Origin of the sequence: Dactylosporangium fulvum (assembly GCF_025137375.1) — a bacterium.
GTDB lineage: Bacteria > Actinomycetota > Actinomycetes > Mycobacteriales > Micromonosporaceae > Dactylosporangium > Dactylosporangium fulvum.
In genome coordinates, this window is sequence record NZ_CP073720.1 from 2,249,170 (window position 1) to 2,263,614 (window position 14,445).

Consider the following 14,445-nt stretch of genomic DNA (forward strand, 5'->3'; position numbering starts at 1 on the left):
GTGCTGGTGTGCTCCTGGTGCTTGAAGCGCCCTGGGTTTGGTGGAGGCTTCTGGTGCTGGTGTGTTCCCGGTGCTGGCGTGTGCTCCTGGTGCTGGCGCGCCCTCGGTGCTGGCGTGTGCCTCGGTGTCTGTGTGCGTTTGGTGTCTGTGTGTGGCGGCGTATCGGCGTGTGGGCTGGCGTTGGTATGTGGTCGGGTTTGGTGTGCGAACCGGCGTTGGTGTGTGGTCGGTTTCGGTGTGTGGTCGGGCATCGACATGCGGGCCGGTGTGGGTTGGTCCGGCTTTGGTGCGGTTGGGACGGTTGGTAGCGGGATGCTCACCGTCCGAACCGGAGTGTGCCACCGGGTGTAGCGGTGCTTTCGGGGCGGCTCTTTGGCGAGGGTGTGGAATGCAGTGCGGTCGGGCAGGTGGGCATCGCGGCCGATCGGCGATGACAATGCGCATTGCGGTGGTGACGCCATGCATTTCTTTTGTGACTGTCGATGGCGGGTTTCGGACATCGCCATGATCCCGAAGACTTGATGTACCCATAGGAGCATCAAGTCTTCGGGATCATGGAGGAGTCCGAAACCCGCTACCGATTGGCGCCAGAAAAGTTGCACCCACGGGGCTTGTGATGCTCAAATGCCGGCTACGGGGCCTGCCCAGCGGACGATTCGGCCTGCCGATGATCGGATCTGCCCGGGATTCCGTCTCCCGCGCGACTTGATCCGTCCCATCGCATGTCGGGCCGTCACGCGCTCTGCCCGTCGCTCAGTTGGCCGATCGCTCGGTTTGTCCACGAGTCGGCTTGTCGTCGTCCGGTGTGCCCGTTGTCCCGGTTGGTCGGTTGTCTGGTAGGCGCTCGCCGCCGCCCGGTCCGTCCACCAGTCGGTCCGTTGTTGCGTGATGTGTCCGCTGCCTCGGGTTGGCCCGCCGTCTGACAGGCTGGTCGCCTGGCTGGCCTGCCGCTGGGCGTGCCTGCCGCCCTGTTGGCCCGCGGTCCGGTCCGTCCGCCGGTCGGCTTGTCGTCGTCCGGTGTGCCCGTTGTCCCGGTTGGTCGGTTGTCTGGTAGGCGCTCGCCGCCGCCCGGTCCGTTCACCAGTCGGTCCGTTGTTGCGTGATGTGTCCGCTGCCTCGGGTTGGCCCGCCGTCTGACAGGCTGGTCGCCTGGCTGGCCAGTTGCTGGGCGTGCCTGCCGCGCTGTTGGCCCGCCGTCCGGTCCGGTCGCCAGCTGGCCCGCCGTCTGGTCCGGCCGCCGGTCGGCCGGCCGGCGCGCGACATGCCGCCGCGATCGCCCGCCCAATCTGGTTCGCACCGGCGCCGGCTTGCTCGCGACCCGGGCACGCCGCAACGGGTCGCCCGGGACCTGTCAGTTTACGTGTTCCGGGCGCAAGCCCACACCGATCACCCGCGCGGGAAGGGAGCGCAGCGGCGGGTAGCGGTCCAGCAGGCGCAGCGGAAGGGGTGGCTCCGACGGGTGGCCGGACACCGCCGGTGACAGTACCGCCCGCTGCAGCATGCGTTGCACCAATTGTGTGCCGGCCGTCGGGAACGTGCGCCTGCGCTGGATGGACGCCAGTTCGCGCTCCGACGGGGGGCGGCCCGTCGCGTACGCTGCGGTGATCACCCTCGCGGCCGCCACCGCGTCCTGGATCGCCAGGTTGATGCCCACCCCGCCGATCGGGGACATCGCATGTGCCGCGTCGCCGATCAACAGTGCGCCCGGGACGTGCCAACGGTACAGGCGGTCCATGCGCACCGTCAGTTTCCTGATCTCCGACCAGTCGGTGAGCAGCGAGACCCGCGAAGCCAGGTACGGCACACTCGACGCCACCGATTCGCGGAACCTGGGCAGGCCGGCCGAGCGTATGGCCTCGTCGCCGCCCTTCGGCACCACGTACCCCAGTTGCCAGGTGTCGCCCCGGTCGATGCCGACGATCAGGCGGCCGTCGCCGACCCGGCCCACCAGGCCCACCGGATCGCCGTCGTAGCGTGGCAGGCGGAACCACAGTACGTCGATCGGGGCGCCGAAGACCTTCGAGCGCAGGCCGAGATCGTGCCGTACGGTCGAGTGGCGCCCGTCGCAGGCGACCGTCAGCGCCGCGTCGACCGCGAACTCCCCGTCCGGCGAGACGCCCGAGACGCCGATGACCCGGCCGCCACCCGCCGACCGCCGCACCGCGGTAACAGCATGTTGTCGCATAAGTCGGAAATTTCCGGCCGACGCCAGCAGCTCCAGGAAATCCCACTGCGGCAGGAACATCACGTACGGGTGCCGGATCTTCAACCGCGAGAAATCGACGGGCTGGAACGTCCCCGAAGAGTAGACGAACCGGAACCGCTCCACGCGGCGGTGTGGCAGCTCGTGCAGCCGCGCACCCAGCCCCAGCTCGTCCATCAGTTCCAGCGTCGACGGGTGGACCGTGTCGCCGCGGAAGTCGCGCAGGAACGTCTCGTGCTTCTCCAGGACCACCGTGCGGATTCCCTGCCGCCCCAGCAGCAGCGCCAGGACCAGCCCGGCCGGGCCGCCGCCCACGATGCACACGTCCGTGGAGATCACGATTCAGCCCTCCAGTAATCGTCCGATCACCTGGAGAGCCTGGTCCACGTCGGGCTCACCGTCGGCGATCGCATCCGCGTACAGGAAGCTCTCCCCGATCCGCACCAACACAAACGCCAGTGTGCGCGCGTCCAGCCGGGGCGCGAACGCGCCGGCCGCGATCTCCTCGGCCAGCAGCCCCTCCAGGTGCGCGACGACGCCGGGCTGCACGATCCCCCGCTTCGAGGTGAGGATGCGCAACGCGGCCTCGGGCTCGGTAGCGAGGAAGTGGCGCAGGCTCGGCTGGTCGTTGACGCCGGCGAGGAAGTTGCCGATCACCGCCACGATCCGGTCGGCGCCCCTCAGGCCCTCGGCCTGCCGGACCGCGCGCTGGAGGTTGCGCTCCGTGAGGTACCACAGGACGTGCCCGAGCAGCTGGTCGCGGCTGCCGGTGCGCCGGTAGAGCGTCGCCCGCCCGATGCCCAGCTCGGCCGCGAGCGAGCGCATGTCGACGCGGCGCTGCTCCATGAACCGGCGCAGGGCCGCGTCGAAGACGTCATCCGGTGGCATGCGCCGTCTCGGCCCGCAGGGTCGCCGGGTCGGTGTTCGCCCCGCACAGCACCACGACCACCCGCTCGTCCGCGGCCGGCACGTACGCACCGGTGTCGAGCGCCGCGCACGCCGCCGCGGCGCCGTGCTCGACGACGATCCGGTACTTGTCCCACAGCCGCCGCCGGGCCTCGACGATCGCGTCGTCCGTCACCAGCAGGCTCTGCGTTTCGTGTCGTACGGCCAGTGCGTACGCGATCGTGCCGATCCGCCGTGCGCCGAGGGAGTCGGCGGCGATGCTGTCGACCGGCACGTCCACCGGCCGGCCGGCGGCGAGGGCCTCGTGCAGCGTCGGCGCGCCGACCGGCTCGACCGCGACCACCCGGGCCCGCCCGGCGAGCGCCGCCGAGATGCCGCCGACGAGGCCGCCTCCGCCGGTCGCCACCAGCACGGTGTCGGCTTTCGGCAGCTCCAGCGCGAGCGTGCCCTGCCCGGCGACGATCTCCGGCTGGTCGTAGGCGTGCACGAACAGCGCGCCGGTCTCCGCGACCCGGATCGTCGAGGCGGCGTGCGCCTCCGCGTACTCCCGGCCGTGCTGGTGCACCACGGCACCCAGCTCGCGCAGCTTGGCGACCTTCGGCGTCGGCGTGGTCACCGGCACGAACACCTCGGCCGGCACCCCCAGCCGCGCCGCCGCGAACGCGACGCCGAGCCCGGCGTTGCCACCGGAGGCGGCGACCACCCCGGCCGCCGGCAGCTGCCCGGCCTCCCGGGCGGACAGGATGCGGTTGAACGCGCCGCGCGCCTTGAACGATCCGCTGTGCTGCAGCAGCTCCAGCTTGAACCACAGGCCGGGGGACACCTCATACGACGGGGTGTGCCGGATGTAGCCGTCGATCCGCCGCGCGGCCGCCTCGACGTCGTGCCGGTTCGGTACTTCCACGCTCTTAATCTAGCGGCGCACCGTGGCGGCCCTCGCCGGTGGCGAACCGGGCGGCTCCGGCGCGGGCACCAGCGGCCAGGGACGCCACCCCGTGGCGGTGCTCGATCGCCAGTGCCGTCTCGAGCGGCTCGCCCAGCGCCTCGTAGACCGACCGCCGGTCGTTGCGCAGGCAGGCCTGCGGCAGGGCGGCGAGCCGCGCGGCCAGCTCCTCGGCCGCGGCCCGCGCGGTGCCAGTGGGGACCACCCGGTCGGCGAGGCCGATCCGGTGCGCCTCGGCGGCGTCGACGGGGCGGCCGGTGAGGATCAGATCGAGGGCGCGGCTGACGCCGACGAGCTGCGGCAGCCGTACCGTGCCGCCGTCGATCAGCGGGACACCCCAGCGCCGGCAGAAAACCCCGAAGACCGCGTCCTCCTCGACGACCCGCAGGTCGCACCAGATCGCGAGCTCCAGGCCGCCCGCGACGGCATGGCCGGCGACGGCGGCGACGACCGGCTTGCCCAGACGCATGCGGGTCGGGCCGAGCGGCCCGTCGCCGTCCGGCTCGACCCGGTTGCCGGCACCGGCCGCGACCGCTTTGAGGTCGGCCCCGGAGCAGAACGTGCCGCCGGCGCCCCAGAGCACGGCGACCGACGCCTCGTCGTCGGTGTCGAACGCGCGGAACGCGGCGGCCAGGGCCTCGGCGGTCGCCCGGTCGACGGCGTTGCGCGTCTCGGGCCGGTCGAGGACGATCGTCCAGACCGGCCCGGCGCGCTCGATGCGAACAGCCATGCGACCCAGTGTCTACCGGCGCCGGCGCCGGCTGCCCCAGCGGGTGTGCCAGGTGCCGGCACCGGCGAGGTGCAGGGCGACACAGAGGAACCCGGCCAGCGTCAGGGTCGGGACGTCGAAGACCGGTCCGGCACTCGCGCCGAAGAGGTCCATCAGCAGTGCGACGGCGAACAGCATCACGGCGATGACGGCGAACACGACAGCCTCCTGAGGGGATGAAGTGAGCGCTGTCTACCCATCCGCGCCGAAATTCAATCGACGGCCGCGATGCCCAGCAGGTCGTGCAGGCCGCGCTGCCCGGCGGGGGAGACCCGCACCGCACGCCCGGTGCCGATCCGGACGACCCAGCCGAGTGTTATGAACCGTTCGCACAGCCGCGCCCCGGCCACTCCCGCGAGATGCGGGCGCCGCTCGGTCCAGTCCAGGCAGCCGCGGGCGATCGGCCGTTTCGTCTGCGCGAAGGCGGCCGGGTCGAGGCCGGCCGGCCCGGTCAGCCACGCCATGCCCGCCTCGGTGACGGCGAACCCGCGGTGCTGGTCGATCAGCCCGGCGGCGGTCATCGCGTCGGTGACGGCGACGCCGAGGCGGCCGGCGAGGTGGTCGTAGCAGGTCCGGCCGCGCCGTAGGGCCTCTGCCGCGGTGGCCGCGCGCAGGCCGCGGGGCGGCGCCGCCGACGGGCGCAGCCGGGCCGAGAGGTCCTCCAGCAGGTGCGCCACCGACGCGTCGGCCAGCCGCACGTACCGGTGCCGCCCCTGGCGCTCCTCGGCGAGCAGCCCGCCGTCGATCAGCCGGTGCAGGTGCTCGGTGGCGGTCGAGCGGGCGACCCCGGCGTGCGCGGCGAGCTCGCCCGCCGTCCACGCGCGCCCGTCGAGCAGGGCGAGGCACATGGCGGCCCGCGTCTCGTCGGCGAGCAGGGTGGCGAGTCCGGCCAGGTCCGATGCCGTGGTGCTCATGACTCCATCCTGCGGGAACGACGGTTCGGCCGGTACCGAACGATCGCGCTCCTAGCGTGGAAGACATGAACGAGATCACCGATCCAGGGGTCGTACGGGCCGTGCTCGCCGACCCGTCGTTCGCCGTCCCGCCCGTGCCGTCCGGCGACACCGGGATCGCCTGGCTGCGGGCGACCGTGAGCCGGTTCAGCACCGGCGCGGTCCACGCCCGGCGCCGTGCGCTCGTCGAGGGGCTGCTCGCCGGGATCGACCCGGCGGACCTGGCGGCCGCGCCGCCCGCCCACCCGGTGGCCACGCTCGCCGCCGTGCTCGGCGCGCCTCCGTCCATTGTGGACGACGTGCGGACCGTCGCGGCCGCCTACCAGCCCGGCACCGGCGACGAGGAGCCCGCCGACGGTGCCGTCGAGCGGCTCGTGGCCGCGTTCGGCGGCGCGCACGACGAGCCCACCGCGGCGCGTATCGGCCTGCTGGTGCAGGCGTGCGATGCGACCGCGACGCTGATTGAGCGGGCCCGCACCAGGCCCGTCGCCGACGTCCTGCGCGACGCCCCGCCGGTCGTCGCGACCCGGCGTCAGGCGCTGGCGGCGGCGACGGTGGCCGGAGTGCCGGTCGCGGCGGGCGAGGTGGTCCGGCTGAGCCTGGCCGCCGATCCGTTCGGCGCCGGCCCGCGCGCCTGCCCCGGCCGGGCGCACGCCCTCGCCCTCGTGGAAGGAGTGCTGCGATGACCCCCTTCGCCGCCCTGCACCGCCCCGGCGACCCGCTGATCCTGCCGAACGTGTGGGACGTCGCCTCGGCGAAGGTGTCGGTACGGGCCGGCTTCGCCGCCGTCGGCACCACCAGCCTCGGCGTCGCCGCGAGCAACGGCCTGCCCGACGGCGAGGACCTCTCGGGCCCCGACACGGTGCGGCTCGTCCACCGCCTGGAAAGGCTCGGCTGTCTCGTCTCCGCGGACCTCGAGCGCGGCTCGGTCGACCTGGCCGTCACCGTGGCCGCCGTGGGCGGCGCGGGCGTCAACGTGGAGGACGGGATGGGTGACGCCGCCGCGCACGCCCGGCTGATCCGGGACGTGAAGCGCGAGGTGCCGGACCTGTTCGTCAACGCCCGCACCGACACGCACTGGCTGCGCACCGGCGATCTGGCCGAGACGCTGCGCCGGCTCCGGCACTACGCCGACGCCGGTGCCGACGGGGTCTTCGTGCCGGGGCTCACCGCGCCGGCCGACATCGCGGCGGTCGTGGCCGCGGTGCCCCTGCCGCTCAACGTCCTCTACGTGCCGGGCGGGCTCTCCACCGCTGACCTGGCCGGGCTCGGCGTCGCGCGGATCAGCCTCGGCTCGCTGCTCTTCCGTGCGGCGCTCGCCGCCACGGCCGACATCGCGGCGGCGGTCCGCTCGGGTGCCGCCGTCCGCGCCGACCTGCCCGGCTATCAGGAGGTCAACGGCTGAGTGCTCGCCCGCCGGACCAGCGTCACCGCCGCTGGCTCGATGCGGGGCGCTCCCTCGGTGTCGTCGAGGGCCAGGGCCATCGCGCGGGCGCCCATGTCGGTCAGCGGCAGGCGGACCGTGGTCAGCGCCGGGGTGACGTCGCGGGCGATCGGCATGTCGTCGAAGCCGACGATGCTCACCTGCTCCGGCACCGCGATCCCGCGCTCCCGCAGGACACTGAGCGCGCCGACGGCCATCGAGTCGTTGAGGGCGACGATCGCGGTCAGGTCGGGGGTCTCGGCGAGCAGTTGTGCGGTCGCCGCGGCGCCGCCGTCGCGGTCGAAGGCGGCGTAGACGACCCGCTTCGCCGGCAGGGTGCGGCTGTGCGAGCGGGCGGCCCGGCGCAGGCCCGCGAGCCGGTCGGTGGTCGTGGTGAGCACCTTCGGCCCGGCGATGACCCCGACCTTGCGGTGCCCCGAGCCGAAGACCTCGACGCCGGCCAGGTAGCCGCCCTCCTCGTTGGCCGGCATGACCGCGTCGCCGGGCAGCTCGTGCCGGCCGATCACGCTGACCCGGCCACCGGTGCGGGTGTAAGCGGCGAGCTTGCCCTTCAACGCCTTCGTGAACGCCGGGTCGTGGTAGCCGGAGCCGGCCAGCACGATGGCGGCGACCTGCTGGGCCCGCAGCAGCTCGACGTATTCCAGCTCGCGGGCCGGATCCCGGTAGCTGTTGCAGATGATGACCAGCCGGCCGTTCGCCGTGGCCACCTGCTGCAGGCCGCGGGTGATCTCGGCGAAGTACGGGTCGGAGACGTCGTGCACGATGACCCCGACGGCCGTGCGCTGGGCGCGTGCCAGCAGCTGGGCGTGGGCGTTCGGCACGTACTGCAGCTCGTCGACGGCCCGGAGCACCCGGGCCCGCAACTCCTCGGTCACCAGCTTGGTGCTGCCGCTGATGATCCGTGAAGCGGTGGCCGGTGACACACCCGCGCGGCGGGCGACATCGGCGAGCGTCGCCATCCTCTGGCTCCCTTCCATTGACCCGTGCTCAGCGTACCGGCTAGCCTCAGGAAAGCGTTTTCCTGTCGCACGGAGGGGACATGCGCGCACAATTGCCCGGCGCCGTCGGGGTTTCGAAACTGTCGGTGTACGACACCACGGCGCCCGACGGGCTGCACGGCGGTACACCGCACATGCACCTGACGTGCTCCGAGAGCTACGTCGTGGTCGCCGGACAGGGCCGCGTGCAGACCCTGGCAAGCTCGGGCTACGCGGAGACGCCGCTGCGGCCCGGCACCGTCGCGTGGTTCCCGCCCGGCACGATCCACCGGCTCGTCAACGAGGGCGGCCTGCAGATCGTCGTCCTCATGCAGAACAGCGGCCTGCCCGAGGCGGGTGACGCCGTGCTGACCTTCCCGCCCTCGGTGCTCGCCGACCCCGAGGCGTACCGGGCGGCCGCCACCCTGCCTTCCGGCGGAGCGCCGGGCACCGGCCTCGCACCCGCGTTCGCCCGGCGGGACCTCGCGGTCACCGGCTTCCTGGCGCTGCGCGACGGCGGCCCGGCGGCGCTCGCCGAGTTCCACGCCGCCGCGGCGCGCCTGGTCGCGCCGAAGCTGCCGGAGTGGCGCAAACGGTGGCGGGACGGGGCACTCCGCGTCGCCGAGGAGACCGGCCGCCAGATCGACGCCCTCGCCGAGGGCGACCACAGCCACCTGGTGAACGGCGGCATCGAGGTGCTGCCCGAAGCCAGCGAACACGGCCGGCACGGCATGTGCGGCCTGCTCGACACATACCACCTCGCTTAGGAGCCGCCTTGTCGCACCGCATTCCGGTCGGCATCGTCCTCAACGGTGTCACCGGCCGCATGGGCTACCGCCAGCATCTCGTCCGCTCCCTGCTCGCCATCCGGGAGGAGGGCGGCCTGCCGCTGCGTGACGGCTCGCGGCTGTGGCCCGAGCCCGTCCTCGTCGGCCGCAGCGAGGCCAAGCTGGAGGAGATCGCCGCTCGGCACGGCCTGACCGACTGGACGACCGACCTCTCCGCCGCGCTGGCCCGCCCCGACGTGCAGATCTACTTCGACGCGCAGGTGACCCGGCAGCGGGAGAAGGCGATCCGCGCGGCGATCGAGGCCGGCAAGCACATCTACACCGAGAAGCCGCTGGCCGAGGACACCGCCGCCGCCGTCGACCTGTGCCGTGCCGCCCGTGCGGCCGGGGTCAAGCACGGCGTGGTGCAGGACAAACTGTTCCTGCCCGGCCTGCGCAAGCTCAAGCGGCTCGTCGACGGCGGCTTCTTCGGCCGCATCCTGTCCGTGCGCGGCGAGTTCGGGTACTGGGTGTTCGAGGGCGACTGGCAGGCCGCGCAGCGCCCGTCGTGGAACTACCGCGCCGCGGACGGCGGCGGGATCGTCGTCGACATGTTCCCGCACTGGCACTACGTGCTGGAGCAGATCTTCGCGCCGGTCCGCACGGTCCAGGCCACGATCGCCACCCACATCCCGACCCGGGTCGACGAGCAGGGCGCCACGTACGAGGCGACCGCCGACGACGCCGCCTACGGCGTGTTCGAGCTCGAGGGCGGCGCCGTCGCGCAGATCAACTCCTCGTGGACCGTCCGCGTGTACCGCGACGAGCTCGTCGAGTTCCAGGTCGACGGCACGCACGGCAGCGCCGTCGCCGGCCTGCGCGAGTGCCGCGTCCAGCACCGCGGCTCGACCCCGAAGCCGGTGTGGAACCCCGACCTGCCGGCCACCGAGCGGTTCCGCGACCAGTGGCAGCTCGTGCCCGACAACGAGGTCTACGACAACGGCTTCAAGGTGCAGTGGGAAGCGTTCCTGCGGCACGTCCGCGACGGTGCCGACTTCCCGTGGGACTTCGCCGCCGGGGCCCGCGGCGTGCAGCTCGCCGAGCTCGGCCTGCGGTCCGCCCGCGAGGGCCGCCGCATCGAGATCCCGGCGCTCGACCTGTGAGCCTCGACCGCTTCTCCCTGAACCAGGCCACCACCAAACGGTGGCCGATGGAGGCGACGATCGCCGGCTGCGCCGAGCTCGGCGTGCCCGGCATCGGCCTGTGGCGCGACCAGGTCGCCGAGCTCGGCGTCGCGCGGACCGCCATCCTCGCCCGCGCTGCCGGGCTCGAGGTCACCTCCCTGTGCCGGGGCGGGTTCTTCAACGCCCCGGACTGGTTCGACGACAACCGCCGGGCGATCGACGAGGCCGCGGAGCTCGGCGCTCCGGTCCTCGTGCTGGTCAGCGGCGGCCTGCCGGAGGGCAGCCGGGACGTCGACGGCGCGCGCCGGGCCGTCGGTGACGCGGTGGGCCGTCTGGTGCCGCACGCGCAGTCGGCCGGGGTGCGGCTGGCGATCGAGCCGCTGCACCCGATGTTCGCCGCCGACCGGTGTGTCGTCGCCACGCTGGGCCAGGCGCTCGACCTCGCCGAGCCGTACCCGTCCTCCGCCGTCGGTGTGTGCGTCGACACGTACCACCTGTGGTGGGACGATCAGGTCTGGGCGCAACTGGCCCGGGCAGGTGCGGCGGGCCGGATAGCGTGCTTCCAGGTCGCCGACTGGATCACCCCGCTGCCCGAGGGCGTGCTGCTCGGCCGTGGCCTGCCCGGGACGGGCTGCGTGGAGCTGCGGAGGTTCCGCGAGGCGGTCGACGCGACGGGCTACACGGGCCCGATCGAGGTCGAGGTCTTCCACGAGGACGTCTGGTCCCGCCCGGGCGGCGAGGTCCTGAAGGAAACCATCGAGCGGTACGTCGAACACGTCCTCTGAAGCACAGCCGCCGCCGGGGATCACCGGTCCGGACGGTTCATGAGTCACGGCCCGGCCGGAGCGCCGGTGCCGGCGAGCCGGCGCTCGCCGAGCGCGTCAGCTGAGCGGGACTTCGCCGCCCGGGTCCGCCGTCGGGGAACCGGTCGGGGTCGGCGTGGTGTCGGTGGGCGTCGGCTGGAGCGTCGGGCTCTTCGACCCCACCGGGGCCGTCGTGGTTGTTGTGGTCACGACGACAGTTGTCGCGGTGATCGGGCCCGAGCCGGCCGGGACCGGCTCCTGCGCGCCGTTGGTCGGGTTGCCGATCATGGTGTGGGACGCACCCGGGTTGGGGCGCTGGCCGGGACCGCCGCCGGTGACCTGCGGCTGGGGCTGCGGTGACAGGTTGCTGGTGACCTCGTCGCCGTTGGTGCTGCCGCGGTGGGTGCCGGAGCCGGGGTTGCCGCCCATCAGCTCGGACGTCGTCTCGGCCGCCGCGAAGACCAGGGCGAGGGCCATCGGCACCGCGATCGCCATCGACGTCACCCGGCGCCGCGACATCTGCGACGTGCCCCGCAGCCAGCGCCGCTGAACGGGCTCCGTCGCGGCGGCGTCGAGGTCGTCGATCGCGAGGCCCAGGAGCAGCTGCCGGGCGTCGGGACGGTCGGCGGGGTCGCGGGCCAGCGCGGCGGCGACCAGGCCGCGGACCGGGTCGGGGATGCCGCTGAGGTCGGGCTCGCCCTCCAGGATCTTCCACGCCCGGGCGGCCGCCTCCTCGCCGCCGAACGGGTGCCGGCCCGTGGCCGCGAACGCGACCAGGCAACCCCAGCCGAAGATGTCCATCGCCGCCGTCGGCTCCTCGGCGCGCAGCTGCTCGGGCGAGGCCCAGCCGAGGCTGCCGACGATGTTGCCGGTGCCGGTGATGTCGCTGGCCGCGTCGAGCGCACGGGCGATGCCGAAGTCGATGACCCGGACACCACCGAGCGTCACCATGAGGTTGCTCGGCTTGAGGTCGCGGTGGACCAGCCCGACGTTGTGGATCGCCGCGAGCGCGGCCGCGACGCCGAGCGCGACGCTGTGCAGCATCGCCGGGTCGAGCGGGCCGTCGTCGGTGACCAGCCGGGACAGCGGGATGCCTTCGAGGTATTCGGTGACGAGATACGGCCGCTCTTCATGGACGCCGGAGTCGAGCACCCGGGCGGTGCAGAAGCCGGGGACCCGCTGGGCGGCGCGGACCTCGCCGGCGAACCGGGTGCGGAACCGCGGGTCGCGGGCCAGGTGCGCGTGGACGAGCTTGACCGCGACCCGCGAGCCGTCGGGCGCCTGGGCCAGGTAGACCGTGCCCATGCCGCCGACGCCGAGTTGGCCGAGCAGCCGGTAGTCGTCGATGCGGACGGGATCGTTGTGGGTGAGGTCGCCGACGACCGAGCGACGTGCCGGGGCGGCAGCGCGCAGTGGCAGGTCCGGCGTGCCGGACTCGCCGGCTCCGTCGTTGTGGCCCGCCTCGGTCATCGGGGTCCTTCCACGGTCTTCGTCACGTCTTGCGGATACAGTTCAAGTGCAGTCTGGCCCCTTCATCGGCAGATGAAAAGACCGCCCTGGATGCAGCCATTGTGCCTGTTCGGACACAATTGTGGGGGGCAGCAGCAGGTGCATGCGGCCCCGACAGTAGTCCAGCCGGCGGCGATCGTCCGCGCCGGAGGTCACACCAGCGGCGATATTCGGTGCAACGAGCGACCGGCGCCGTGATGACGGCGGTCGGCCCGTCCGGGCGATTCCGACATTGCCGAAATTCAGCGCGCTCGCTCGAGGTGTTCGATCAGCCCGCGCAGCGCCGCGGTCATGAGTGCGAGCTGAGCCGGCTCGAGGTACGACAACGCGAACGCCTCGGCCGTCTGCGACTCAGGCAGCAGCTCACGGACCAGTCGCTGGCCCTTGCGCGTGAGCTGTAGCACGACGAGCCGTCCGTCGTCGGGGTGGTGGTCGCGGCGCACCAGGCCGCGGCCCGAGAGTGTGTCGACCACGCCGGTCAGGGTGGCCTTGGAGATGCCGGCGTGCTCAGCGACGTGTCTGGTCTCCATCCGCCGGGCCGCCCACACGGTGCGCAGCACCACGAACCCGGTCCAGGTGAGCTGGCGGGGGCGGAGCACTACCTGCTCGACGTGCTGCCGCACCGCGTTTGCGGCGCGGTGCAGGTGCAGCACGGCCTCGGTCGCGACCGGATGCCCCGGCGTATCTCTGTGTGCGGCCACGGTTACCATGCGCAACGTAGTTGCGCGCGGACCGATCCGTCACCTTTCCTGCCCATATGGGCGGCCCCCCTCCGGTCCCACATCGAACGCACAGAATATCGGGAACGTGCCTGATGCGTTGTCCCGTCATCACACTGAGCGATTCCTCGGACGCGCTCCGTAGCCCGATATCGGCCAATTCTCCGCTTTTGTCCGCCAGATATGTCGTCTATCCGAGGCATGCTGGGATCCATTGAACCTTGTCGTGGTCCCTGAAAGACTGGTCGGCATGCGTTCCCGGCTGTTCACGGCCGCGCTGCTCCTCGGGGTCATGGGCTGCTCCGCTGCCTGTTCCACCGAACGAGAGCCCGCCCCACCGGCTCCTGATACATCGCCGTTGCCGGGTGTGACGTGGAACCGCCTGCCGGACGCCCCTTCGTCCCGCACCGAGGTCGCCGTCGCGGTCACCGGGACCCGCGTCGTGGTCGCCGGCGGTTACCAGGCCGACGGCGGCACCCTCACCACCGTCGAGATCTTCGACACGGCCACCTCGGCCTGGTCCGCCGGGCCGCCGCTGCCGCTCGGCGTCAACCACGCCATGGCGGCCGCCGTCGACGGCACCGTCTACGTCTTCGGCGGCTACCTCGCCGACGGCAGCCCGAGCGCCGCCGCCTTCCGCCTCGGCCCGTCCGACGCCCGCTGGCAGTCCGTCGCGGACCTGCCGGAGGGGCGCGCGGCCGGCGCTGCCGCCGCCATCGGACCGCTCGTCTACGTCGCCGCCGGCATCGGCCCCGGCAAGGACACGCTCGCGGGGACGATGCTCGTCTACGACACCCGTGCCGGCACCTGGCGCACCGCGCCCGGCCCGCCGACGAAGCGCGAACACCTCGGCGGCGCTGCGGCGGGCGGCCTGCTCTGGACGGTCGCCGGCCGGACCGCGGCGGGCGGCAACCTCGCCGCGGTGGAGTCGTACGACCCGGCGACCGGCACCTGGACGAAGCGGCCCGACCTGCCGACGGCGCGCGGCGGGCTGGCCGCCGCGGCCACCTGCCATGGCTGGGTGGTGGCCGTGGGCGGCGAGGGACAGCACACGTTTCCCGAGGTGGAGGCGTTCGACCCGGCCACCGGCTCGTGGCACGCCCTGCCGCCGATGCCCAACCCGCGCCACGGCCTGGGCGTGGTGACGGTGGGCCCGGTGCTCTACACGCTGCCGGGCGGCCCGCAACCCGGCCTGCACGTGGCGCCGACGACGGAGTCGATCGACCTGAGCCCGCTCGGTCCCTGCCCGGCGGGTTAGCGCCACCCGC

15 protein-coding genes are annotated in these 14,445 nt (G+C 73.1%); 6 read left to right on the forward strand and 9 right to left on the reverse strand.

Annotated features, from left to right (window positions below; all coding sequences use genetic code 11):
* Nucleotides 1–1,351: 1,351 nt before the first annotated feature.
* The 6 genes from Dfulv_RS10500 to Dfulv_RS10525 are packed head-to-tail and all read right to left on the reverse strand — an operon-like array spanning nucleotide 1,352 to nucleotide 5,735.
* Nucleotides 1,352–2,539 carry an FAD-dependent oxidoreductase gene (locus Dfulv_RS10500; protein ID WP_319805834.1) on the reverse strand — a complete coding sequence of 396 codons (1,188 nt, stop codon included), beginning with the start codon at nucleotides 2,537–2,539 and terminating at the stop codon, nucleotides 1,352–1,354.
* A gap of 6 nt (nucleotides 2,540–2,545) precedes the next feature.
* On the reverse strand, nucleotides 2,546–3,091 hold the full coding sequence (locus Dfulv_RS10505; RefSeq protein WP_259862540.1) for a QsdR family transcriptional regulator: 546 nt from the start codon (nucleotides 3,089–3,091) through the stop codon (nucleotides 2,546–2,548).
* Nucleotides 3,078–4,013 carry a threonine/serine dehydratase gene (locus tag Dfulv_RS10510; RefSeq protein ID WP_259862542.1) on the reverse strand — a complete coding sequence of 312 codons (936 nt, stop codon included), beginning with the start codon at nucleotides 4,011–4,013 and terminating at the stop codon, nucleotides 3,078–3,080. Before Dfulv_RS10510 ends, Dfulv_RS10505 begins: the two co-directional genes overlap by 14 nt.
* A 4-nt stretch (nucleotides 4,014–4,017) precedes the next feature.
* Nucleotides 4,018–4,782, reverse strand: coding sequence for a crotonase/enoyl-CoA hydratase family protein (locus tag Dfulv_RS10515; RefSeq protein WP_259862544.1), 765 nt, complete (start codon nucleotides 4,780–4,782; stop codon nucleotides 4,018–4,020).
* Between the two features lie 12 nt (nucleotides 4,783–4,794).
* Nucleotides 4,795–4,980 (reverse strand): hypothetical protein, encoded by a 186-nt coding sequence (locus Dfulv_RS10520; RefSeq protein WP_259862546.1) that lies wholly within the window; start codon nucleotides 4,978–4,980, stop codon nucleotides 4,795–4,797.
* A 53-nt stretch (nucleotides 4,981–5,033) separates the two neighbouring features.
* Entirely contained in the window at nucleotides 5,034–5,735 is a 702-nt protein-coding gene (locus Dfulv_RS10525) for an ArsR/SmtB family transcription factor (RefSeq protein WP_259862547.1), read from the reverse strand.
* 65 nt (nucleotides 5,736–5,800) lie between these two features.
* Here Dfulv_RS10525 and Dfulv_RS10530 point away from each other — a divergent pair, with 65 nt between their 5' ends.
* Together Dfulv_RS10530 and Dfulv_RS10535 are read left to right on the forward strand one after the other, a co-directional pair.
* Nucleotides 5,801–6,460, forward strand: coding sequence for a hypothetical protein (locus Dfulv_RS10530; protein WP_259862550.1), 660 nt, complete (start codon nucleotides 5,801–5,803; stop codon nucleotides 6,458–6,460).
* On the forward strand, nucleotides 6,457–7,179 hold the full coding sequence (locus Dfulv_RS10535; RefSeq protein ID WP_259862551.1) for an isocitrate lyase/PEP mutase family protein: 723 nt from the start codon (nucleotides 6,457–6,459) through the stop codon (nucleotides 7,177–7,179). Before Dfulv_RS10530 ends, Dfulv_RS10535 begins: the two co-directional genes overlap by 4 nt.
* Here Dfulv_RS10535 and Dfulv_RS10540 read toward each other — a convergent pair.
* Nucleotides 7,161–8,177, reverse strand: coding sequence for a LacI family DNA-binding transcriptional regulator (locus Dfulv_RS10540; protein WP_259862553.1), 1,017 nt, complete (start codon nucleotides 8,175–8,177; stop codon nucleotides 7,161–7,163). The two genes, Dfulv_RS10535 and Dfulv_RS10540, sit on opposite strands and share 19 nt — an antisense overlap.
* Nucleotides 8,178–8,257: 80 nt before the next feature.
* Between Dfulv_RS10540 and Dfulv_RS10545 the strand changes: the two genes are divergently transcribed.
* The 3 genes from Dfulv_RS10545 to Dfulv_RS10555 are packed head-to-tail and all read left to right on the forward strand — an operon-like array spanning nucleotide 8,258 to nucleotide 10,931.
* Nucleotides 8,258–8,962 (forward strand): cupin domain-containing protein, encoded by a 705-nt coding sequence (locus Dfulv_RS10545; protein ID WP_259862555.1) that lies wholly within the window; start codon nucleotides 8,258–8,260, stop codon nucleotides 8,960–8,962.
* Between the two features lie 59 nt (nucleotides 8,963–9,021).
* Nucleotides 9,022–10,125, forward strand: a complete 1,104-nt coding sequence (locus Dfulv_RS10550; RefSeq protein WP_259867593.1) for a Gfo/Idh/MocA family protein — start codon at nucleotides 9,022–9,024, stop codon at nucleotides 10,123–10,125.
* Between the two features lie 47 nt (nucleotides 10,126–10,172).
* Nucleotides 10,173–10,931, forward strand: a complete 759-nt coding sequence (locus Dfulv_RS10555; RefSeq protein WP_259867595.1) for a sugar phosphate isomerase/epimerase family protein — start codon at nucleotides 10,173–10,175, stop codon at nucleotides 10,929–10,931.
* 96 nt (nucleotides 10,932–11,027) lie between these two features.
* On the opposite strand, the gene Dfulv_RS10560 is transcribed toward Dfulv_RS10555, so the two are convergent.
* Nucleotides 11,028–12,419 (reverse strand): serine/threonine-protein kinase, encoded by a 1,392-nt coding sequence (locus Dfulv_RS10560; RefSeq protein WP_259862557.1) that lies wholly within the window; start codon nucleotides 12,417–12,419, stop codon nucleotides 11,028–11,030.
* 281 nt (nucleotides 12,420–12,700) lie between these two features.
* The gene (locus Dfulv_RS10565) at nucleotides 12,701–13,159 is read right to left on the reverse strand and encodes a MarR family winged helix-turn-helix transcriptional regulator (RefSeq protein ID WP_259862559.1); all 459 of its coding nucleotides are present in this window, start codon (nucleotides 13,157–13,159) and stop codon (nucleotides 12,701–12,703) included.
* 268 nt (nucleotides 13,160–13,427) lie between these two features.
* Between Dfulv_RS10565 and Dfulv_RS10570 the strand changes: the two genes are divergently transcribed.
* Nucleotides 13,428–14,435, forward strand: a complete 1,008-nt coding sequence (locus tag Dfulv_RS10570) for a Kelch repeat-containing protein (RefSeq protein ID WP_259862561.1) — start codon at nucleotides 13,428–13,430, stop codon at nucleotides 14,433–14,435.
* Nucleotides 14,436–14,445 lie beyond the last annotated feature (10 nt).